A 23,320-nucleotide genomic window follows, 5' to 3' on the forward strand; every position below is an offset into this window, starting at 1 on the left:
AATCGAGAGGTCAATCTCCACGACTGTCCATGCACGTCCTGGGCTTAAGGGCTTGGCCCTGGTCCTAGACACTAAAGCTAAAATACAAATTTATACACTTTCTTATCTATTAAAAGGAACTAGAAAAGTATTATTGCTAAAAAACCCCTTCACAATTATAAATTTGTGAAGGGGTTTTTCCTATGAGACTACTTAACGATGCCAATTTCAGTAATTGAAATTCAGCAATGATCTCAATTGCAAACCATTCTCGAATACAAAAGGAAAGTTGATAATGATTCAAGAAGTAATGAGGCATCTTTTCATTTTTCTAATGCATCTTTTAGAAATTTCAATCTCTGTGCTGCATTCCCTTTAACAATAATATCAACACCACTATCTATGTTTTTTTCAACCTTTTCACCTTTTATAGCTTTCGCTGCAGCTTCTACACTTAAATATCCCATATCATAGGGATTTTGAGAAACGGAACCTGATAACGTCCCATCTTCTATTAACTCTAGCATGTCAGTTATTCCATCCGCTCCAGTTACAGGAATACTAAGTCCATGTTTTTTTAGAACATCTTGTACATGTAAGGCTACTGTGTCAGTAACAGCCATCACCCCTTTAAGGTCTGGGTGCTCTTGTAACAATTCTTCCATGCCCTTTTTTACAAGTTTTTCTTCATTACGATAATCACTTACATTTATTGTGGTCACAACATCAATTCCTACTTCTTTTAAGCTATTTTCAGCCCCTTCTATTCGCTCACTTATTAATCTTACTCCGACATCTCCCCCAAACAAAGCTACTTTATCTCCCGGTTGTAACTGGGAAGCTAATAATTGGCCCGCTCTTTTCCCAAGCTCTATATTATTAGTACCAATATAAGAAGTCTTATTCTTCCAAGGATCATCAGTGTCTACTAGCAAAGTTGGCACACCTTTTTCAACAAACTTATTTAAAATCGGAATGACTCTATCTGGTTCAACAGGTGAAGCTATTAATACATCTGGGTTTTCCTTTAACTTTCTTTCCAATAATAAGAGCTGTTCTTCTGTCGTTCCATTTTTAGGAGCAATAACTTCACCCTCTATTCCAAAGTCTTGAAAAGCCCTTTCACTTCCTGCTTTAATAATCTTCCAATATTCAGAGTTTACTTCTTTTAGAACCACTACAACCTTCGGCTTCTCATCTGCAAATGATTTAGATATGATACCTACAGTTCCGATAATAATGAAACTTAAAATGATGAGATAAATTTTCCTTTTTTGATTCAAAGATCTCCACCCTCCTAACTCTTAAACACATTGAAGATCACCTTTTTTATAATGATAATAAGTTCTCTACATTCTTTATCTTTATACTTTTATCTTAAGGAGCAAGACAAAGGCTGCTTGACCTTTGTTCTTCATTCATTCACTTTAAAGTGAACGGAAAACGTTGTCCCCCTGTCACCTGTGTGTATATTTATTTCCGCATTATGACGTTCCGCAACACTATAACAAATAGCTAACCCCAAGCCGGTACCAGTTTCTTTTGTTGTGAAAAATGGGGTTCCTATTTTCTCTAGTACCTCCGGGCTAATTCCCACACCTTGATCACTAATTTCCAAGATGACCTCACCCATTTTTTCATAGGTTTTTATCGTGAGTTGCCCCCCTGAATCCATCGCATCAAGTCCATTTAAGGCAATATTTAATATCATTTGCCTAATTTCCTTTTGATCAATAAAAATATCACTGCATTTATTTAATTCTAAGATAGTGAGTTTACTTGAGCGCAATGCCTCAGCCTTGATTAAAGGAGATAAGGCATTTATTATTTTATTTATACTTTGCTTCTTTTTAAGACTAACCTTATTCTTAGCTAGATTTAGAAATTCAGTAATTATTGTATTAGCCCTATTTAATTCCTCAAGCATTAAATCAAGAATTTCTTTTGAAAAACCACTGCTATTTTTCGTTAATTGTAAAAATCCATGGACTGTTGTCATTGGATTTCGGATTTCATGAGCAATACCAGCAGCCATTTCTCCTATTAAATTCAAACGATCTAATCGATACATTTCCTTTTCCAAGTGAAGTCTTTCTGTTATATCTGTTACGACAATTAGTGTACATGGTTCATCTTGTATCTCTATCATTTCTGTGGACATTAATCCATAACGCACATCACCATTCTTTGTCTTGTAGCAAATCTTTTCGTTTCGGAACGTTAGCTCAAGATCGATTTGATTTTTTTCAGAATCAACTACATAATCTAAGCCTTTGGTTTTCATTATCTCATCAAGAGAATACCCAGTGAACATTACCCAGTTTGTATTAACATCAAGAATTGACCTGTATTTCAATGAGTAAATAGCCATTAAGCATGGGCTAGATTCAAAGATCTTCTGGAATCTATCTTGGGAAAGATATAAATCATCCGCTATTTTTTTTCGTTCCTTGATTTCTTTTTCTAACTCTTTATTCGCTATAACGAGTTCCATTGTACGTTTTTCTACGATGTGTTCCATATAGTTGAATTTTTGCTCTTTCAATTTTTCCATTTGCTTTCTCTCAGTAACATCACGTATTGTACAAACAAATATTAGCTGATTTTCCACTATTGTTTTCCCAATTTGAATATCAGCAGGAAAGGAACGGTTATCCTTACGCAAGGCATCTACCTCTATAACCTTTCCCATTGAACCTTTTATAGAAGAAAGCTTAGTCTTGATAGACTCATCTTCAGTCTTAAAAAGCATCATTGTGTTTTTTCCAATTAATTCATCGGGGTAATACCCAAACATATTCTCAACAGCTGGGTTTACCGATAAAATATATCCCTCTTCATCAAATGTAATAATTGTGTCTAGTATTGTTTCACCTATTACTTTTGTTAAAGCCTCAGATCTTTGTAAGTTTATTTTCACCCGGTCTAATCTGTTATGAACTTCATTCATTTCAGCCTTTTGTTTCTTTTCATTTTCAACTAGTGTTTCTTCATGATTTTGATGAAGCCGAACAAATTGTTCAATTTTCTGTCTTAGCGTTTCTGGATGAAAAGGCTTAAAAATATAATCAATTGCACCGACAGAATAGCCTTGTTTTACATGCTCTACTTCCTGACTTATAGCTGTGACGAAAATAATCGGTATATTTCTTGTTTTCTCTCGTGATTTAATAAGCTTTGCCGTTTCAAAACCATTTATACCAGGCATTTGAACATCTAGTAAGATAACAGCAAAATCCTGTTTCAGCATACATTTTAATGCCTCTTTCCCAGAAGTTGCACTGACTAAATGATAGTTTGGAGATGTTAGTACGGCTTCCAATGCTAGTAGATTCTCGGGATGATCATCCACCATTAAAATATTAACCTTTCTACTAGGTTTATTATTTATATTTTCGATACAGCTTTTGCTGACCATCAAATTCTCCGTAACAGTTCTCATAACTTGTAAATTTAATCCCCTCTCTTTTACCTAAACCAAGAAATCCCGAAACACTCAGGCTATCATAAATCAGCTTATGGACATCATTTTGAAGACGTTTATTAAAATAGATTAGGACATTTCGACAAATAATAATATCAAACTCGTTAAATGAATGATCCGTTACTAAATTATGCTGTGCGAACACAACATTTTTTAGAAGAAAGGGGTGAAAAAAGACCTGATCATCAACTGCCTTATAGTATTCAGAAAATGATCTTTTTCCACCTGCTTCAAAGTAATTTTTTGTGTAGAGCTGCATTCCATCTATTGAAAATATGCCGCTTTTTGCTTTTTCTAAAACATGAACATTTATATCTGTAGCAAAAATCCTCGTCTTATCATATAGTCCTTCCTCTTGTAACAAGATTGCCATAGAATAAACTTCCTCACCCGAAGAACACCCCACATGCCAGATCCGTATTTTAGGTAAATTCTTTACAATCGGGATTACATTTCTTCGGAAGCTGCTAAAAAATTGGGGGTCTCTGAACATTTCTGTTACATTTATGGAAAAATCCGAGATTAGATCTTCCATCGCATTTTTGTCTCGAAGCACACTTTCTTGTAATGCGGATATGCTACTCAAATTTTCCTTTTTCACTCGTTGCACGATTCTCCTTTGAATAAAGGGAGAGGCATAGTTCCTGAAATCATAACCACAATAACGAAAAACAGCTTCTAATAGTAAATCTATTTCTATCTCCTCGACCTCATTAACTAGTAAGTGATGTTGAATATCTTTTCCTAAAATCCCTAACCCTCCTTGCTGTACAACCAAACATGCATTAAAGAGAATAACTGATCCAGGTTAATAGGCTTACTAATATAATCCGTCGCTCCAACCTCTAAGCATTGCTCTCTGCTATGTTTCATCGCCTTTGCCGTTAATGCAATAATTGGTATATGATTAAATTTTTGTATTTTCCTGATCTCTCTCATTGCCTGAAATCCATCCATCTCCGGCATCATAATGTCCATAAGAACTAAATCCACATCTGGGTTATTTAGTAACTCTTCTATCCCTTCTTTTCCGTTTTCTGCAATAACAATATCCAGCTCATATTTTTCAAGAGCTACAGTTAACGCATATACATTTCGAATATCATCATCAACTATAAGGATTTTCTTACCTTTGAGTAATGACTTCCCTTGTTCTTCCTTTATATGATGTTCCATATCCCCACTCTCGTTATTATTCACTACCAACGTGTAGTTTTCTTCACGTGTCACTGCAGCCTCTTCTCTCGAGAAACGATCAATCATCGTGTTTTTCTGTTCAACATAAGGTAAGTATAACGTGAAGGTACTCCCCTTTCCTTTCTTACTGTTCACATCTAAAAATCCACCTAATAAGTGCGCTATATTTTTACTTATTGAAAGTCCCAGTCCAGTACCACCGTATTGCCTACTCGTTGTTCCATCTGCTTGTTTAAACGCCTCAAAAATTGCTTCTTGTTTTTCTTCATCAATTCCAATTCCAGTGTCAGTAACAGAAAAAGCAATCAAGGTTGTTACTTTGTTACTTCCTATATGAAATTGCTTTAAACTTTCTTTATTTACTTTTTGAACAGATAATAAAATGCTACCATGCTCAGTAAATTTAAAGGCATTTGATAAAAGATTTTTTAGTATTTGATGTAATCTTTGTTCATCTGTTAAAAGAATTTCTGGTAAATCAGCATGTAACTCAATTTTAAAGTCTACATTTTTTTGACGAGAAATCGGAGAAAATTGCCCAATAATAAATTCTTTTATTGTTTGCAATTTTACTTCTTTAGGTATTACCTCTAACTTTCCAGACTCAACTTTTGCTAAATCTAAAATATCGTTAATGAGTTTCAATAAATCATTACCTGAAGAGAAAATCGTACTAATATACTCTTGTTGTTTAAGAGTAAGGTTACCATCACTATTTTCTGATAAGATTTTTGCTAATATTAATAAACTATTAAGCGGCGTTCTTAATTCGTGAGACATATTCGCCAAAAACTCAGATTTATATTGCGAGCTTATCTCTAGTTGTTGGGCTTTTTCCTCCAGTGCCTCTCGAATCCTTTCAACTTCTTGTTTCTTCTGCTCAGAAGTTTCATACTGTTCCTCAAGCTTTTCATTTGTCGTTCTTAATTCTTCTTGTTGAACCTGCAATTCTTCTGATTGCGCTTGGAGCTCTTCTGTAAGTGCTTGTGACTCTTGTAACAATTGATCTACTTTCATCCTGTTCATAATACTATTAATTGTAATGCCTATATTACTACTCACTTCTTCTAGAAGTTTAATATGAGGACTACTAAATACATTAAATGAGGCAACCTCTATAACTGCTAACACATTACCTTCAAATTGAACAGGCAGGATCATTATATTTTTAGGTGTTCCCTTTCCCAAGCCTGAATGTACATTTATATAATCATCTGGAATACTTTTAAGTAAAATTGGTCTTTTTTCAGCTGCACTTTGCCCAATAAGCCCCTCTCCGAAACGAAAATACTCTAATGTATTATTTTCATCAAACAAGGCATATGAAGCCATTTTCTTTAAATATTTGTCACTATTTTTCACTTCCTTAACATAAAAAACACCTAAACTTCCTCCTACCATAGGAACAAGCTTCGTTATCAACCTTTCTGATAACATCTTGATATTTTCAACTTCAGGATACATCGTAGCTATTTCGGCAAACTTCGTTTTAAGCCAGCTATTTTCCTCTGCTTCTTCCTTTAATTTCTTTTCGAGCTTACTATGATTCTCTAAGGCAATGGCCATTTTATTAAACGCAATGGCTATTTCACCAATTTCACCTTTTTGAGTTATCTCAATTCTAGGTAAATGATCAAAATGACTATTTGTAGCACTTTTCATTACTGAAGTAACATGATTAAGATTATTTGTCATCCGTTTGATAATCCAAATCGTGTATCCAACTCCAATAAGTAAGCCAATGGCTAAAAATACATAAATGTTTTTAACAGCCCAATTATATGTATCTCTCGATCTTAAAAGTTCATTTTTCATTTCTTGTTCTTGTAGTCCTTGAAGAAGTTCCGCAATGTGAATCATTCTCTTTCTTATAAGATCTGCTTCATTCCATAGCGAGGAATTGACTTCAGTTTCTTGTGCTGATAAAAGTTGCTGAACAATAGCTAAATAAGACTCTTGTAATGTTTTATACTTTACAATTAATTCTTTGGATTTCTCTTGAGTATCTTTTTCTTCAAGTTCCTCCAACGACTGCTTTAAATTCGTCTGTGACTCTTCCCAAGCATTTAGTACTTCTCTATTGCTTGTGGATGACTGATTAAGGGCAGTAAGTTCCCTTAAATGTCTATCAATATTTGCAGTCTCGTACTTAATATTTGTAGCCAAATTTATTCTATTATTTAAATCATTTACAACTACATTCATATTAACTGTTGAATGCTCAAGCATGCCCATTAATATCACAACTATGATTGAAATGAGCAGCAGCAATGACACTATACTCATATAAAGCTTTGTTTTAAACTTCATGTTACCTCCGATATGATTAGGAAAAACAAGATTTTAATTATTCAGATAATAACCTTTGCACTCTTACATATTTTGTTATAATCATACTTTAAATGATGAAATTTCGTCTAGTGAATCTTCAAAAAATATTATATTTTATATAATATTTTTCTATTAAAGTATTTGTCATATTACTTTTATTTATTTCAAAATATTAATATAGCAACTCACGAAACAAGGATGAATTCGTTACTTTGTCCCTTTATGTTTAAAAACTCTCCTTTCTACGCTTCTATCAACAGGGTACTTATCTAACCAACCACTTTTCTCAAAAGCTATACCAAGATAGTTGATTTAACTACTTTGTAATTTTTGGAAAAAGGTAAAAAACTCGAATGGGACGGAGGGACAGGTTCATTGTCCCAAAAATAAATAGTTTAGATTTATTCTCTTAAAAAACTTAGAAAATCAGCATTAAAACCCCCTTCACTACAAATTGTGAAGGGGGCTTTCCTCTCTTAAACAACATGGTTTATTCAATGTCGATAAACCGCTACAGTGTTTATATAATCCTTTATCTTAAATATATTCAATCTTTCATTATTGCGAAGACCATAAGATCGTAATAAAAAGGAGAAACAATAGATACAACAAGCTAACCACCCGAAATAGTCCTTTCTTCGTTTGAAAAGGTGGTCGGATCACCATTATTAGGATTGCAGGAGCGAACAATGTAAGCAGGAAATATTCCACCCTAATAAAAACCATACAAACAGCAGCAACTATAGAAATAAAAAATATGGCTATATAAGCTGTACTATTATTCCCAGTACTTTCTTCTTCTGTTTCATTCAACAGCTGATCTACCTTTAATTTTTTAAATAACATGACAATCTCCTTTTCCATTAAAGTAATGTTAATAAAAATGGGGTTACTGTTGCCTCTATTACAGCAGCTATTAGGGTGAAGCAGACAATGATCACAAGAAAGATACTAATATCTTGGATTAGATAGATTTTACTCTTTCCTTTCAGTTTCATCATAACTGTATCTAATAGTTTAAACCCAATAGCCCCTGCTACAATCATAGACGGAATTTCAAAAACTCCATGCGGTAATAAGGCGACAAAGACATATGGCATGCTATTGCCTAATTCTAAGCTATGAACAGCGGATAGGCCAACAAGAAAGCCATTCATGACAAGAAGAACCATCGTAAAAATACCAAAAGTAAAAATAGTAAAGCTAATGAGTAAATCCGCTACTAAGTTATGAATAAAAAACTCCATAATCGTAGGGTTTTCACTAGTTACAGGTTGATCAACCGGTAAGACATTACTAAATATAATTCCTAATAACAGTCCCACAACATAGCAACTACTCGCTACTACTAACACTCTACTATTTCGCTTAAAAAATATCTGCATTTGTAGTTTCCATATCACGAATGATGAGATTTTCAAAATCCCTTAGGTCCTCTAAATGTTCGTATTCTTTTAAAATACGCCCATTTAGCAAAATGCCAACCCGATCACATAGGTGTTGGGCAATATCTACTAGATGCGTAGACATAAATATGATATTCCCTTTGCTAGCATAGTCCTTTAAAAAGCTTTTCATAAACTTAGTTGTGGGAGGATCAAAAGAGCTCAATGGTTCATCTAACAATAAAACATGCGGCTTATGAACAATCGCTCCTGCTACTGACAACTTATGCCTCATCCCATGAGAAAATGTTGAAATCATATCTTCCTGACGTTCCAGTAACGAAAACTGCTCGAGCAAGTAATTAATATTGTTATGCTTTTGTCCAGCCGGTACTCCCTGTAAATCAGAAATAAACTCTAGGTATTCTCGAGGTGTTAGATAATTATATAAAAAAGGTGAATCAGGAACATACCCAATATTCTTCAAATAATCAGACCTTTTTGCATCAACCTTACAATTTCTAATGATAATTTCACCTTCATCTTGCTTAACCATACCTAGTATACATTTAATTAGTGTAGATTTCCCTGCACCATTAGGACCAAGCAAACCATAAATTTCTCCTTCTTTTACTGTTACATTCACTTGATTTAAAACATTTTGATTCCCATAGCTTTTCGCAACATTATGAACAATCACCTCTTAACCTCCCAATTTGTCGTTCCGATTCGTTTAATCCAATAGTAGTAAAATACAAAAAAGGCTATAAGCAAGCTGATTGAGCTTACACAAGTAATAACAGCGAAAGTGCTGGTTCCGATGAAGTTTCTCCATAATAAAAAACCAAGCACTCCATATATATTTAAATTCAATGTTAACACAATCCCAAGAATGGAATGCTCAAAGACAGAAGCTTTAAGTGATGACCCAATGTCTTCGTAGTTCTCCCAATCAAGCCTAGGGTATAGAAATGTACCAATAACCTGTGCTGAACTTAGAATCAGAGTCATAGAATTAATCGCTATAAATATAATAAGAGCTGTTTGAGCCTCTAATCTAAAGCCACCTAACACCCCTATAAACAAACAATTCACCATTATTAAAATAATAACTACATGAATAGTCGCTTTCGCAGTAATTAGTTGATAGAGTGAGGCGCCACTATTTTTATACAAAAATAAATTTTCCCTCTCGGCATCAGCAGATGTGATCCCAAGCAAACCATCTCCTAATAATGACACATTATAGGTTATTGCAAACAATATCGGATAAATGATTAGTAGTTTCGGAAAATCAAACCATTGTTGCAACACACTTAACCCTATTAATGCCCCTATCTCGGTAGCGAGCATATACGCTGCTAAATATAATCGTTTTTTGATAACAAAATTCGCTCTGCTGATCGCCAACAGATCTTTTCTCATTATCGCGACCAAATTGATCGGCATGATTCTTTCGAGCCTTCGACTAAGCTTAAAGATAATACCTCTTTTTTGTGTAAAAAGCTCTCTACTGGTTTCAGATAACGTGGCAACATCTTGTATTTTCACTTTTTTTAATACAACTTGATTAGCTATAAATATCGAGCTAACGCCAATAAGCAAGAAAAGACTTACATAATAAATAACACGATTATCATTCACCACAAGATTAAACACCCAGTTTGTCGGTAGGTATTCACTAGTGAAAACTCGATCTAAATAAAAGGTCTCTACAAATTGAGTAACCGCTAAAAAGAGATCCTGGTTCCCAAAATAATGATAACCTCCCCAACCGATCACCAGTGTCGTAATAGCTGACATAGCTGATACAAAAACTAACGTAAGACTTCTTTTTACTAAAGAGCTTAGAGCATAGTGAATAATTCTAATATAGATTATGTATGTAATAGATGAATATAAAGAAATCATTCCTATCAAAAAAATGGTAAAACAGACGAACACAACCATCAGAAGGATGCCTTGTTTAAAGGTGAGATGAAGATACATTGCAATCCAAAATAATACAGGAAGCAAAATCAGGATATAAGAAAAAAGAACATGTAATACAATTGATGTCATAAACCTGACAAACAGTACTTCATATGGATTTGCTCTAGCTGTATATAGAATGACATAGTCTTCCGGAAAAGCGTATCTTTGTAGTGTAGTTGTAGAAGACCTCAGACTATTCATGAAAGACCAAAAAATAACTAAATTTACAATAATATGAATCATACTAGTAGAAAAATATGACCCTATAATCGAAACTAAATGATAAATAATAAATTGGTACATAGCGAAAAGACCAATAAATATAAGGTATAACCGTTTTTGTTTCAGCAATCTTTCCCCTGTTGGAAAAAAGAACAGAAGCCTATTTAGATTTCTTCTATATGTTAAATAGATATTCGCTCGAACAATCTCTCTATTAATCATATTTTCTCCTTATTCACAAACAAGAAAGGGAAAAAATAGATATTTTCCCCTCCCTCAATTTCATATATGATTACCATTTTGCAGCGTAATCTTTTCCTTTTTTCTTTGCTAGCGCTTTAGCCGTTTGTACCATTCCAGCTGTGATCAGAAAGCGCCCCACACTTCTGCATAATCATTTTACAATTGTCCACTTCATTCTAGACTCCATTCTTCAGTTCAATGGCTCATTTCTATCAATCTTTCAAGGAAGTCTATAAAAACAGTTTAAAAAATTTTTAGTTAAATTGTCAAATTATGTATAAATGTACATTCCCCAAAAAATAACACGTTATCCCTATTGTAACAGCAATGATAAGTGGACATCCCCCTTTCCTCTCCTCCAAACAAAGCCTATGGACCTGGTTAAATTTAAGATCTATGGTTGCGCAATTATAAAAACAGGACCTTTTTACTCCAAGAAGATTCTAAGAAGAACTAAGACTTATCACCAATCTAATGCGAAAGCCTTAGTTCTTCTAATACTATATCAATTATAGACTAAGCTTTATAAAAAGGTGGAATACGAAGCCACTCCCGCTTATCCAAGTACTGCTTGACGACTAAACCGGCCATTGTCTTTCTGTAGATGATTTTCGAAAAAATCAAGCCAACATCGGCACGAATGGACTCTGAAAGTCCTCTAGCGGCGTAAGTTACTCCTTGGGAAAGATTGTAGGACATTAAATTAGCCAATTCTTCATCGTTTAATTTTGCCCCCTCAGGTATACTCTGAAAATCTCCCAGTGACTTTTCTGGAGTTGAATTGGGTAATGGGACACCTTCTTTTTTTAGAAATTCAATTAGCTCATCTCTAAGTGGAATATGTAAACTTTCTTTTGTATCCGTCAATATTCTTTTTAATTCCGGATCTTGAGCTGTGTTAATCCCCAATTCTTCATTACGTAATGTTGTTTCAGTACCTAAAAGAAAAAACCAAAGGTTTGATACTTCCATTACAGTCAATGGTCTTTTTTCTCCGTCCATAAAAGGTGCAAATGCATCATGAATCACTTCAAAAAATCTCATATATAAAATTCCCACCAATCCTTGGATATAATTTGTTATGGTGGTATTTTTTCCATTTTATTAGGAAAAATGCTAATAAAAATAACTTTCCATTAGTTTTTCAGCAGTACGTACAGCTAACGCTTGTGTAGTAAGAGTCGGATTCGCTCCACCCAAACCATTATAGTGGATACTATTATCAGCAATATATAGCCGCTTTACTTGCAGTGATTCACAATTCTCATCAACAACAAAACCTATTCTCATCGTGCCCTCTATATGAATCATCATGCCAGGCGGCCAATTGGACCATATAATTCTTTTGCTCCTGCTTTACGTAAAAGATCAGCAGCTAATTTCATCAACTTACTGCGTTTTTTAACTGATTGGAACGTTGGAGAATATTTCACGATTGGAACAGGCCCATTTTCATCACTAATCTGAGGATTTACAGTCACTCCGTTCCGCTGATCCACATCATCATCTGTTGATACTAAGATACTTAAAGATCTACGATAGGCGTCCATCCATTCACTTAACTCATACCCAAAGGGACTTCCCTTCACATCCCATGGATCACCAGGTTTAGGAGGATGTAAGAAGGAATATCCAGATTCACTGATTCCATAAAAAGAAGCCGTTAAACCAGGACTCATCCCCACTGACTGCAATGCACCCAAACCTGGATAATCCAGCCTTGCTCCACATGTATTTCCCACAAAGGGATTAATCTCTGTATTTCCAATGATTGAAAATAAATCTTTCCCTTCAAAAATCCCCGTTACCCAGTCCATATAATGATTGACTAATCCTCTCCCTACCCATGGATTTTCCGGTAATCCTGAATTCATCCAAAGACGCGGACTTTCAATACTTCCGGAAGCCATTACGATGACTTTTGCTCTTACTACCTCCTCTTCCCCTGTCCATGTATTCCTTATTTTTACCCCATTGGCTCTAAGCCCAGTGGCTCCATCTTTTTCAGTAAGGATTTTAACAGCAAATGCATTAGGACGTATCCTAACATTTCCTGTTTTTAAAGCTAAAGGGACATAACTTACATTTGTTGACCGTTTTGCAACTTTATCTACAGATGGTCCATTTGAACATCCATTGATACAATGTCCGGCAAGTGTACATCCCTCCATCCATGATAATTGTTCATTTGAAATAATAGGGTTATTGATCTTTTCATTGGGTAGTAAAATGGCATTAGGCTGCGGTCTATACCCAGGGGCTGTCACATCAAGTGTAGGGATCATGGGCAATCCGAGCTTCTTGGCTCCATAATAAAATAATTCCTCCTTGGCGGTTACAGGCGCGAAATTCACCGGCAATGCAGCTTCTACATTTTCATAGTAAGGAATAAGTTCTCGATAAGATAGAGGCCATTTATTATCAATTGCAATTGGATAGGCACGGGGACAATTGGCTGTATAGACTTGGGTCGTTCCTCCAACCCCAGCACATTGCCAAATCATCCCCTTCTGGCTCACACCCCGAAACCACTGGGCTCGTCTGCGGTCAGCCGGCCCCCAACGATATCTTCCAGTAACCAAATCATTCATGTTCATTTCATTTTGATCTATTAATTGTTTATATAAGACTACATCCAAATCAGCTGGTGTAGAGCTACATGTATCTCCAGGTGCACCATTTGGATTCGGCCACCTCTTGTTCCCGAACCATGGTCCTGCTTCCAGGACTAGTACGTTCAATCCTTTTTCCCCCAATTCTTTTGCAACAACAGCTCCACCTCCGCCTGCTCCAATGACAATCACATCCTGATAGTCCATTAGTTTTTCTCCTTTTCATGTGTGATATAGGCTAAGAAACCCCGAAAGTCACGGTATGCATAAGATGGACCTGGATATTTGGCCAAAATCCACCCTGGCGGAAAATATTCTACCCTTCTCTGATTTGGAGGACATTGACTGGTTGTTCCGTACCCTGTCCATTCTGAATAGAAACCAAACATTGTCAGTTGATTTAATACAGCGGTCATTTGGCGGACGAGATCAGGATTATTCTTATAAGGGTGGTTAATATAGTTAATATTTATTTCAAGTCTGTCAATGAGAGTAAGTGCCCTTAAGCGGTCAATCGGCGATAACTTGGAGAACAATCCGCCATGAGGGAAACTCATAATATTTACGGGGTAAACATTCTGACTGGTCTTTATCAATTGAACTGCTCCATGATCCAACAGTTCAGCAGTAGCCAAAGCCATTGATTGGACATTTATTTTCAATTTTACAGGATAATCTATTGAATGATTCAATATCCAAATCACATATCTATAGACCTTGAATTCCAATGCTCCCGGATGAAAAACAACTCCAGATAAATCTATCAAGCATGGAGTTGGTGGAATAATCGCCTGCACTAGAGCCCGGAAGGTGGATCTTATATAACAATTAACCTTTCTCTCACTTCTTTTACTCTCCATTCTCCACCCCTTTTCAAAAACCCCTTCCCATCCTACATATTATTTACGATTTAGTTTTTTATGTCAGGGAGCTTCAGTTACCTACTACAAACTCATATAGGACATCTTTTTTGAATCTTTAGAAACATATCACACATGATAAGTGACTATTTCTAAGGCACGACAGGTACTTGGTCCCACAACTTTAGATAACGCTTACATCAAAACGTTCATATTTTACTAGAATAGTATTATTTATAATTAAAATTCCTCATATTTTATAAATATTCAGTTTTTTGACAAAATAAGAACGGAAAATATATTATATTAATAGAACAAAGGAGGTAGTAAAATGTCAGACCTAAATAAACAGAAAATTGCGGAAAGTGTCCCACAAAAAGGATTTTTTGGACATCCTAAGGGACTATTCACTCTTTTCTTTACAGAGTTCTGGGAACGTTTTTCTTATTATGGAATGAGAGCTATTCTCGTTTTCTATATGTACTACGAAGTATCAAAAGGCGGATTAGGCCTTGAAGAAAGCACTGCTTTAGCAATCATGTCTATTTATGGATCACTTGTTTATATGTCAGGAATTATTGGAGGATGGCTCGCTGATCGGATATTTGGAACATCCAAGGCCATTTTTTATGGTGGAATCTTCATTATGCTTGGTCATATTGCATTAGCAATACCTGGAAGCTTATCCATGTTCTTTGTTTCCATGGTCTTAATCGTAATTGGGACAGGCTTATTAAAACCAAATGTTTCAAGTGTTGTTGGTGATATTTACAGCGAGACTGATAATCGCCGTGATGCCGGTTTTAGTATCTTTTATATGGGTATTAACTTTGGTGGATTCTTAGCTCCACTAATTGTTGGAGAAGTTGGAATGAAGCATGACTTCCACTTAGGTTTTGGTATAGCGGCAGTCGGGATGTTTTTCGGATTACTAGTGTTTGTTTTGACAAAGAAGAAAAACCTTGGCTTAGCTGGTACGGTTGTTCCAAATCCATTGTCACCAACTGAAAAGACAAAAGTTTTTGCCATAATAGGAATAAGTGCTGTTATATTAGCAGCAATCATTGCGATTACTATCTCAATGGGTATTCTTACCATCGATACATTTGTTGCTCTTATTGGTATTTTAGGAATCTTAATTCCAACGATTTATTTTATTGTTATGTATCGCAGTCCAAAAACAACAGCAACCGAGCGTTCCAGAATTATCGCATATATTCCGTTATTTATTGCGGCTGTTATGTTCTGGGCTATTCAGGAACAAGGTTCCACTATTCTTGCTCATTATGCAGATAAACGTACAGATTTAGAGTTTTTAGGATTCACGATTTCACCTGCTTGGTTTCAATCTTTAAATCCATTATTTATTATCATCTTAGCACCGTTTTTTGCTGGTCTTTGGGTGAAACTTGGGGACCGCCAGCCAACAGTTCCTCAAAAATTCTCACTTGGATTATTGTTTGCCGGTTTATCCTTTATTGTCATTCTTGTGCCTGGTGCTTTAACTGGTGAAGGTGCATTAGTTAGCCCATTATGGCTTGTTCTAAGTTATTTCATTGTCGTACTTGGTGAGCTATGTCTATCACCTGTAGGACTCTCAGCTACGACGAAATTAGCGCCAAATGCCTTTTCAGCTCAAACGATGAGCTTGTGGTTCCTTTCAAGTGCAGCTGCCCAAGCGATTAATGCACAAATTGTAGGCTTTTATACGCCTGAAACGGAGAACCTTTACTTTGGTACAATTGGAGGAGTAGCCATCGCTCTTGCGATCATCCTGTTCCTGTTCTCACCGAAAATTCAGGTTTTTATGAAAGGCGTTCGATAAAATTCCAAAACAAAAGGTGCGGTTCATCGGAACTGCACCTTTGTTTTTTTATTCAACATTCAAGCTTGTTTTTTACGCGGTTTTGGTTTGTGATATAAACCAAGTTCTTTCTTTTCTTTTGTTAATGAGCGATACAGAGAAATCATCATTAACACAATAATAATTGAAAACGGGAAGGCAGCAGCAATTAATGAATTTTGCAGAGCTTGTAAACCACCGCTATATAAAAGAATTAATGCTACAGTTGACTGCGCAACTCCCCATGTTAGTTTTACTGAATTTGGTGGTGTAAGTGAACCATAAGTTGTTTGCATTCCCAACACAAATGTTGCTGAGTCGGCAGATGTAATAAAAAATGTACAAACAAGCGTTATTGCTACGATGGACAGAAGTGTCGACCATGGCATTTCACTAAATATCGCAAATAAGACTTCCTCTGTAGCATAACTTGTTAAATCGATATTCCCCGCATTTTGAACTTCAATCGCTGATGTACCAAACACAGCAAACCAGATAAAGCTTACGAGTGCCGGCAGTAATAAAACACCAATAATAAATTCTCGAATGGTTCTACCTCTTGAAACACGGGCAATAAAGATTCCAACGAACGGCGACCATGAAATCCACCATGCCCAATAGAAAATGGTCCACCCGTTAATCCAAGAGCGATGTTCTTCATTAAGTGGAGCTATTCGGAAACTCATCTGTACAATATTTTGTATATATTCCCCTAATGTATCAGTGAACATATTTAAGATAAGGATTGTAGGACCTGCAATAAACATTAAAACAAATAAGGCAATTGCTAAGACCATGTTTGCGTTACTTAAATATTTGATTCCTTTCCCCAAACCAGTTGAAGCTGAGATCATAAAAAGGACTGTAACAACCACAACGATCATTAATTGAACAGTGAAATTAATTGGCACTCCCCACAGTAATGATAAACCGCCATTGATTTGCGCTGCACCAAATCCTAACGTTGTCGCAACCCCAACTACAGTGGCGAAGACTGCAAGAACGTCGATAACAGTTCCTAGTGGACCTTCCACTCTTTTTCCTAATACAGGTTTTAATGTTGCTGAAATAAGACCTGGCTCATCTTTACGGAATTGAAAGTAAGCTAACGAAAGGGCTACAATTGCATAAATGGCCCAGGCATGGAATCCCCAGTGAAAGAAGGTATATCTCATCGCTTCTTTATGAGCATCAGCTGTTCCACCCTCTGCTAACGGTGGATCCATAAAGTGGGAAAGAGGTTCCGCAGCTCCCCAGAATACAAGACCAATCCCCATTCCGGCACTAAATAACATAGCAAACCAAGAGCCTTTCGAGAATTCGGGCTTTTCATCAGGTTTCCCCAGTTTAATGGCTCCAACCGGACTGAAAATAAGAAAAACACAAAATACAACAATGACTGTAACCAATATTAAATAATACCAACCAAAAGTTGATGTCAGAAAGGCCTGCAGATTCCCGGTAGCTTCTTCAAAACTTTCTGGCGCTGAAACACCAAATATTACTGCTGCAAGAACAATTGCAACAGTGATCCAAAACACGTTTGATACTTTTTTCATCGAATGTTCCTTTCTTTCATAATCTTTTTCTTTAAAAAACTTCTTTATAATTACTATTCCCTTAATCACGACAACATTTCCATCAGGAGATGATTTCTTAATCACCACTGATTTCCAGGGTGTTAGACTATGTACTTAATAAAACTTTATAGATACCGGAACAAAAAAATGTTGACAAAAAAGAATTACCTATACTACCTTAACATAAATTGAAGCCTATTTCCGCTCATAGAGATATTCTTTGTACTTTTATGCTCTCATCTATACTTAGAATATTCATTCCCAACACAAAAAAAGCCAATCCACAATGGATTAAGCTCCTTTAGCTTTTAAACGGTCATCTTCCAGTTTGTTAGTGACAACCAAGTTTCCTTTTCCTTATAGTCAGGCATTATTTTTCCAACCAGGCGCCAGAAGGAACGATCATGGTTTAAGTGGACCATGTGACACATCTCATGTACAACTACATAGTCAATTACATCCGGTGGCGCCATTGCCAACCTCCAATTAAATGTTAATTGAAGTTTTGAATCACAGGTTCCCCAAGTTGTTTTACTGTCCGTAATACGAATAGAACGTGGTTTTGTTTTAAAGTTACCTTTGTAAAAAGAAACACTTTTTTCTACTAATACCTTACACTGCTGGGAATAAAATCGTTTTAAAGCTTGTTTATATTTATCATCATCAAGCTGCTTCACATAGACATACAGCTTTTCTCCTTCAAACACAACATGATCTTGGGTTATCTTTACATCATGAATGATGTTTATTGGATAGGTTTCCCCTAAATAAAGAAAGCTCTCACCATTCTCATATATCTTTTTCTGAGGACCCTTCATCCTCTCGCTCTTTTCTTTTATTTTTTGCTGAATGAGATCCCAATTTTCCTCTATTGTCCGAATTATTTTTTCATCAGGTGTCTTTTTCGGAGCCTGCACTTCAATTTTTCCAAGGCTATCAATTGAAATCCCTATAGATTTCCGATTTTTGTACTTTATCTCAACATGTATTGTTTCACCTAAGTATGTATGTATCATGCCATCACCTGTATTAACATTAGTTTTTTTAAAATAACCTGTCACTTAAAAAGCAACAGGTACGTTAGTGAATAGTATACACAGTATACATGGCCTATGGAACAGCTGGATATTTCAAGACGAGTCTATATCAAAATATGTTCTTTAAAAAGCAACTGTATGGTTCTTCATATCAGAATCCTGCAGCTGTTGTTTTGCAAGCTTTTGGTATAATTCATGTTGTTTAACTAATTGCTGATGTGTGCCAATACCCGTAATATTTCCGCCATCTAAAACAACAATTTGATCAGCGTCTACGACAGTTGATAACCGATGTGCTATAACAAGTGTGGTTCTATCCTTCATTAAATGTTGAAGTGCCTTTTGAACAAGAAGTTCTGATGCGCTATCCAAGTTAGAAGTTGCCTCGTCTAATAAGAGAATCTTCGGATCACGTATTAATGCCCGGGCGATTGCAATTCGCTGCCTCTGTCCACCTGATAGCTTTATGCCCCGCTCACCGACCTCTGTATCAAATCCTTGTGGAAGCCGGGAAATAAATTCTATTGCATTTGCGAGTTCTGCCGCTGCTTCAATTTCCTTTTCTGACACATTTCTTTCCATACCATAGATAATATTATCGCGAATTGTCCCTGACATGAGCGGGCTTTCCTGAGATACATAACTAAATTGACTACGCCATGACTTCAAATTAAATTGCTTAATATTTGTATTTCCAAGTAAGATTTCACCTGTATTAGGTACATAAAATCTTTCAAGTAAAGCAAATAATGTCGTTTTTCCACTGCCACTCGGACCGACAAATGCTGTTGTTTTTCCAGTGGGAATGGATAATGTCATTTGTCTCAGTATAGAGTCACCTTGTTTATAACTGAAGGAAACATCTTTGAAATGAATATCTTGAGAGGAGTTTTGGACTACTAGGTTATCTTCACTTGTTTCCTTGTCAAGCGACAGGATGAGTTGAATTCGTTCCGCACCTCCCATCGCCTTCTGAAATGCTGTAAAAAAACCAGCCATCTGACTAAAGGGAACAACAATTTGAAACACGTAAATAATAATCGCTACAAGAGAACCTGCAGATAAAGCACCAGATGCTACGCGAACACCGCCATACCCAATTAATAGAACCAGTACGAGCATCATAGTAAATGACATTAAAGGAGAAATAATCGCAAGTATCCGCGCCTCCTTAAGACCATATTGAAATAATTGGTCTATTCGTTCATCTCCTTTTGTTTTTTCCGTTTTCTCAGCATGAAATGCTTTTACAAGCCGGATATCAGACAAAACCCTTCCTAAATTTGCAGAAAAACCTGCCATTTCATCTTGAGTTAGCTTTGATACTTTATACATTTTTTGTCCAAGTGGCATGATAATTGCGATGGATATCGGTACAGCGATGAGCATAATCAATGTCATTTTCCAATCAATAATAAACAGAATAATAATCGAGCCGATAATGGTAATTAACCCGGAAATAAACGTAATTAAGTGCTGTGTGATGAGTGTTTTGATCGTATTCGTATCCTGAGTAATCCTGCTCATCGTATCACCCGACTCTTGTTGATCAAAATAAGGGATGGGGGAATGAAGAACATGCTTCCAAAGTCTTTTTCTAATTGAAGCTACAATTGATTCCCCTAAATAGGTCATAAAATAATAAGACAGACCTGATGAGACAGTTTGTAAAATAAATGCAAACAGTAATAAAAAGATAATGGACAATTCTAGAGTAGATTGGGAAAGCTGATCAACCAATGACTTTGTAAACAGAGGAACAATTAGGCCTGCTCCTGTCTCAAGCAGGCTTAGAATAGCAGCCACACAAAATATTTTTACAGGCGGCTTGGATTTTTTAATTAATGACCAAAATGCTCGAATATGATCTGCTTTAGGAATACTCTTTTGTTCCATCTCCACCGTTTAGATTCACTCCTTTCTTTTTTAAATAGGCATTTAACGCACTCGCTATCCAATCCTCCTCTTCGCTAGAGAAAGGGGAATGGAAAAGCCATGTATCATCGTCTACTTCTTTATCAGCAATCTCTTGAACAAAAGCAAGGTCATCTCCCGTTAAGTCTTTTACAAGGGCCATCATCTCACCAATGAGATCTTGAACACGATCATCTTCCGGAGCAAGGTCACTTAATTTTTTTAATTCAGTTGATATTTCGACCCACTTCTTTTCCAGTTCCAATTGCTTGCTCTCAGGAACATCATAAATTACTTCAACAAGCTCTTCGTCTATATATCCTTTTAACCATTCCTTTTGTTCATGTTCCATTTGAATAGTATTAATAAGTGTAATAAAAACAGAAGGGACTATTTCCTTACGATCTTCTAAAACATGAAGAGCACGATCCAATGCCTTTATTACATTTTCAATATGTTCTTTCTTTTTGATCATTTCTTTTCTTTGAAAGGAAAGAGTGTCCTTTAAGTCCCATGTTTCTTTTTGGAAAAACTCCTTAATTTGTTCCAAAGAATATCCTAAAAATTTTAATGTCAGGATTCTTTGTAAAATAATGAAATCATGATTTGTATAAAAGCGTCTGCCCTTTTCTGTTACATAAGAAGGCTTTAGTAGACCTAATTCATCATAATAGTGTAAAGTTCTGATCGTTGTAGCTGTTTTCTTGGAAAACTCACCAATTGAGTATCTCTCCGTCACGAATGATCCCTCCATTTATGTTTCTATACTTATCTTAAAACCTTACGTAACGTGAGAAGCAAGTGGAAATGTAGTATCTTGAAAAAAAATTTTATTTAAACAAATGATGTGAGGACTATCGAAGGCTACATGAAGTAAAAAAATGGAACACAAGTTAACTTTTAAAAAAGACCACTTCCATAATGGAGTGGCCTAATCCAGAGTCTACATCAACACAATTAAAAATTTCATTGCCTATTTAATTTCACTTTTTGAAATTGAACGAAAGCGTGGGTGTTCAGCAAGAATAGATTCCCTCATTTGTAATACGACGGGATTTTTCGAGTAAAAAAACTGATCTTTTGAATCGTAAAGTTCAATTAACTCTCCTTTTTCTAAAACACCCAATCGATCTGAGATTGTAAAAGCTGCCTTGATATCATGGGTAATAAATAAATAAGATAATCCAAAATCTTCTTTTAGTTCTTTTAACAAATCTAAGATTAAGCTTTGTGTAACCATATCCAAGCTACTAACTGATTCATCCAGGACGATTAACTTTGGCTTAAGAGCGATTGCTCTGGCAATATTAATCCTTTGTAATTGACCACCGCTAAATTGATGTGGATATTTTTTCATATCCCTTTCACTTAGGCCAACTCTTTCCATTAACTCTCCAACTCTTCTCTTTTGCTCTCCCATGGTCAGCTTTTCATAGTTCTCTAGCGGCTCGCTTATTATTTGTTCAGCTGTCATTCGGGGATTAACTGAGGAATAGGAATCTTGAAAAACAACTTGAAGATCTCGACGTAGTTTTTGACGAGTAAGCTTATCCATCTTATAAATATCATGCCCTTGAAACAACACCTGACCTTGCTCTGGACGTTGCATGCCAAGTATTACTTTTCCTAACGTACTTTTCCCCGCACCACTTGTACCAAGTAATCCTAAACATGATCCTTCTTCAATAGAAAAGGAAATATCAACAAGCGCTTTTTTTGATGTTTCTTTCCATTTAAAAAACCTGTTAGAATGATAGCTATGATTTATTTGCTTTACATCTAATAAGCTCATTGTTATCCCTCCTTGAATTCGTAATCACACCATATAGGTATAAGGATGTTTTTGTAAGTATAAGGTTGGCCTTGTTCTTAACAGCTTTTTTGTATATTCATGCTGTGGGTTATCAAATAATTCAATCACATTGGCGCTCTCTACTATTCTTCCATGTTTCATTACAATTACATCATCTGCCATTTCAGAAATAACTCCAAGGTCATGAGAAATGAGTAAAATAGATGTTCCATATTCAGATCGAATTTTATCTAATAGCCGAAGGACGATTAATTGGTTATGAGGATCGAGTGCTGTAGTTGGCTCATCAGCAATAATAAGGGAAGGATGTAAGCACGCAGCCATAGCAATCATCACTCTTTGGAGCATCCCGCCACTCAATTGGAAAGGATAACTTTTTAATAATTTATCAGGATCAGGCAAATTGACTCGCTTCATCACATCAATAACAAGCTCCTTAGCCTGCTTTTTCTTTAATGAGGTGTGAGTTTGAATCGTTTCAACAAACTGTTGGCCAATTGTAAAAACGGGGGTAAAAGAATTCATCGGATTTTGCATAATAAAGGCAATATCCTTCCCTCGTATTTTTTGCATTTCTTTATTACCTAATCCATTCAATTCCTTACCCTGCAATGTAATACTTCCTTCGATATTCATATTTTTTCTATCGTGCAACTGTAAAATTGACATGCTAGTAACGGTTTTTCCACTACCACTTTCCCCAACAAGACCAAGAATATGGCCTCTTTTCATTTCGAAATTTACATCTTGAACAAGTGTTACTACACCATCCGCGGTTCTTACTTTTACATGCAAGTCTTTTACATGTAGAATATCTGAATTATTTATCTCCATTATTCAACAATC

At 35.7% G+C, this 23,320-nt stretch carries 19 protein-coding genes; 1 reads left to right on the forward strand and 18 read right to left on the reverse strand.

From position 1 onward, the window contains the following. Positions 1 to 302 precede the first annotated feature (302 nt). From AC0L8O_RS20685 to AC0L8O_RS20740, 12 genes are all read right to left on the reverse strand, one after another. Positions 303 to 1,262 (reverse strand): sugar ABC transporter substrate-binding protein, encoded by a 960-nt coding sequence (locus AC0L8O_RS20685; RefSeq protein WP_473445009.1) that lies wholly within the window; start codon positions 1,260 to 1,262, stop codon positions 303 to 305. A gap of 131 nt (positions 1,263 to 1,393) precedes the next feature. Next, positions 1,394 to 3,397, reverse strand: a complete 2,004-nt coding sequence (locus AC0L8O_RS20690; protein ID WP_473445011.1) for a PAS domain S-box protein — start codon at positions 3,395 to 3,397, stop codon at positions 1,394 to 1,396. Then, positions 3,363 to 4,214 carry a CheR family methyltransferase gene (locus AC0L8O_RS20695; RefSeq protein WP_473449067.1) on the reverse strand — a complete coding sequence of 284 codons (852 nt, stop codon included), beginning with the start codon at positions 4,212 to 4,214 and terminating at the stop codon, positions 3,363 to 3,365. The genes AC0L8O_RS20690 and AC0L8O_RS20695 overlap by 35 nt, the downstream gene beginning before the upstream one ends. 2 nt (positions 4,215 to 4,216) lie before the next feature. Beyond that, positions 4,217 to 6,970, reverse strand: coding sequence for a response regulator (locus tag AC0L8O_RS20700; RefSeq protein ID WP_473445013.1), 2,754 nt, complete (start codon positions 6,968 to 6,970; stop codon positions 4,217 to 4,219). A gap of 579 nt (positions 6,971 to 7,549) precedes the next feature. Next, a complete protein-coding gene (locus AC0L8O_RS20705; protein ID WP_473445015.1) occupies positions 7,550 to 7,837 on the reverse strand; it encodes a methyltransferase in 288 nt (95 codons plus the stop codon). Positions 7,838 to 7,854: 17 nt separating this feature from the next. Then, a complete protein-coding gene (locus tag AC0L8O_RS20710; protein ID WP_473445017.1) occupies positions 7,855 to 8,376 on the reverse strand; it encodes a stage II sporulation protein M in 522 nt (173 codons plus the stop codon). Beyond that, the gene (locus AC0L8O_RS20715) at positions 8,360 to 9,076 is read right to left on the reverse strand and encodes an ABC transporter ATP-binding protein (RefSeq protein ID WP_473445019.1); all 717 of its coding nucleotides are present in this window, start codon (positions 9,074 to 9,076) and stop codon (positions 8,360 to 8,362) included. The genes AC0L8O_RS20710 and AC0L8O_RS20715 overlap by 17 nt, the downstream gene beginning before the upstream one ends. Continuing rightward, positions 9,073 to 10,794 carry a hypothetical protein gene (locus tag AC0L8O_RS20720; protein ID WP_473445021.1) on the reverse strand — a complete coding sequence of 574 codons (1,722 nt, stop codon included), beginning with the start codon at positions 10,792 to 10,794 and terminating at the stop codon, positions 9,073 to 9,075. Before AC0L8O_RS20720 ends, AC0L8O_RS20715 begins: the two co-directional genes overlap by 4 nt. Before the next feature lie 537 nt (positions 10,795 to 11,331). Beyond that, complete coding sequence (locus AC0L8O_RS20725) at positions 11,332 to 11,859, reverse strand: DUF3231 family protein (RefSeq protein WP_473445024.1); 528 nt, start codon at positions 11,857 to 11,859, stop codon at positions 11,332 to 11,334. A 72-nt stretch (positions 11,860 to 11,931) separates the two neighbouring features. Beyond that, the gene (locus tag AC0L8O_RS20730; protein ID WP_473445026.1) at positions 11,932 to 12,105 is read right to left on the reverse strand and encodes a GMC oxidoreductase; all 174 of its coding nucleotides are present in this window, start codon (positions 12,103 to 12,105) and stop codon (positions 11,932 to 11,934) included. 20 nt (positions 12,106 to 12,125) lie between these two features. Further along, positions 12,126 to 13,634: a GMC family oxidoreductase N-terminal domain-containing protein gene (locus AC0L8O_RS20735; protein ID WP_473445028.1), complete on the reverse strand. Its 1,509-nt coding sequence runs from the start codon at positions 13,632 to 13,634 to the stop codon at positions 12,126 to 12,128. Further along, positions 13,634 to 14,287, reverse strand: a complete 654-nt coding sequence (locus AC0L8O_RS20740; protein WP_473445030.1) for a hypothetical protein — start codon at positions 14,285 to 14,287, stop codon at positions 13,634 to 13,636. The genes AC0L8O_RS20735 and AC0L8O_RS20740 overlap by 1 nt, the downstream gene beginning before the upstream one ends. Before the next feature lie 331 nt (positions 14,288 to 14,618). On the opposite strand from AC0L8O_RS20740, the gene AC0L8O_RS20745 reads away from it, so the two are divergent. Then, complete coding sequence (locus AC0L8O_RS20745; RefSeq protein WP_473445033.1) at positions 14,619 to 16,112, forward strand: peptide MFS transporter; 1,494 nt, start codon at positions 14,619 to 14,621, stop codon at positions 16,110 to 16,112. A 59-nt stretch (positions 16,113 to 16,171) separates the two neighbouring features. Here the strand turns inward: AC0L8O_RS20745 and AC0L8O_RS20750 are convergent, their stop codons facing one another. The 6 genes from AC0L8O_RS20750 to nikD form a co-directional block, all read right to left on the reverse strand. After that, positions 16,172 to 17,689, reverse strand: coding sequence for a glycine betaine uptake BCCT transporter (locus AC0L8O_RS20750; RefSeq protein ID WP_473449069.1), 1,518 nt, complete (start codon positions 17,687 to 17,689; stop codon positions 16,172 to 16,174). A gap of 329 nt (positions 17,690 to 18,018) precedes the next feature. Continuing rightward, on the reverse strand, positions 18,019 to 18,726 hold the full coding sequence (locus tag AC0L8O_RS20755) for a M48 family metallopeptidase (protein ID WP_473445035.1): 708 nt from the start codon (positions 18,724 to 18,726) through the stop codon (positions 18,019 to 18,021). A 144-nt stretch (positions 18,727 to 18,870) separates the two neighbouring features. Next, positions 18,871 to 20,643: an ABC transporter ATP-binding protein gene (locus AC0L8O_RS20760; protein WP_473449071.1), complete on the reverse strand. Its 1,773-nt coding sequence runs from the start codon at positions 20,641 to 20,643 to the stop codon at positions 18,871 to 18,873. Then, complete coding sequence (locus tag AC0L8O_RS20765) at positions 20,621 to 21,400, reverse strand: MerR family transcriptional regulator (RefSeq protein WP_473445037.1); 780 nt, start codon at positions 21,398 to 21,400, stop codon at positions 20,621 to 20,623. Before AC0L8O_RS20765 ends, AC0L8O_RS20760 begins: the two co-directional genes overlap by 23 nt. Before the next feature lie 234 nt (positions 21,401 to 21,634). Then, complete coding sequence (gene nikE, locus AC0L8O_RS20770; protein ID WP_473445040.1) at positions 21,635 to 22,453, reverse strand: nickel import ATP-binding protein NikE; 819 nt, start codon at positions 22,451 to 22,453, stop codon at positions 21,635 to 21,637. Between the two features lie 24 nt (positions 22,454 to 22,477). Then, a complete protein-coding gene (gene nikD / locus AC0L8O_RS20775) occupies positions 22,478 to 23,308 on the reverse strand; it encodes a nickel import ATP-binding protein NikD (protein ID WP_473445042.1) in 831 nt (276 codons plus the stop codon). Positions 23,309 to 23,320 lie beyond the last annotated feature (12 nt).

The sequence above is a fragment of the Metabacillus sp. KJ11-3 genome (assembly GCF_055808295.1).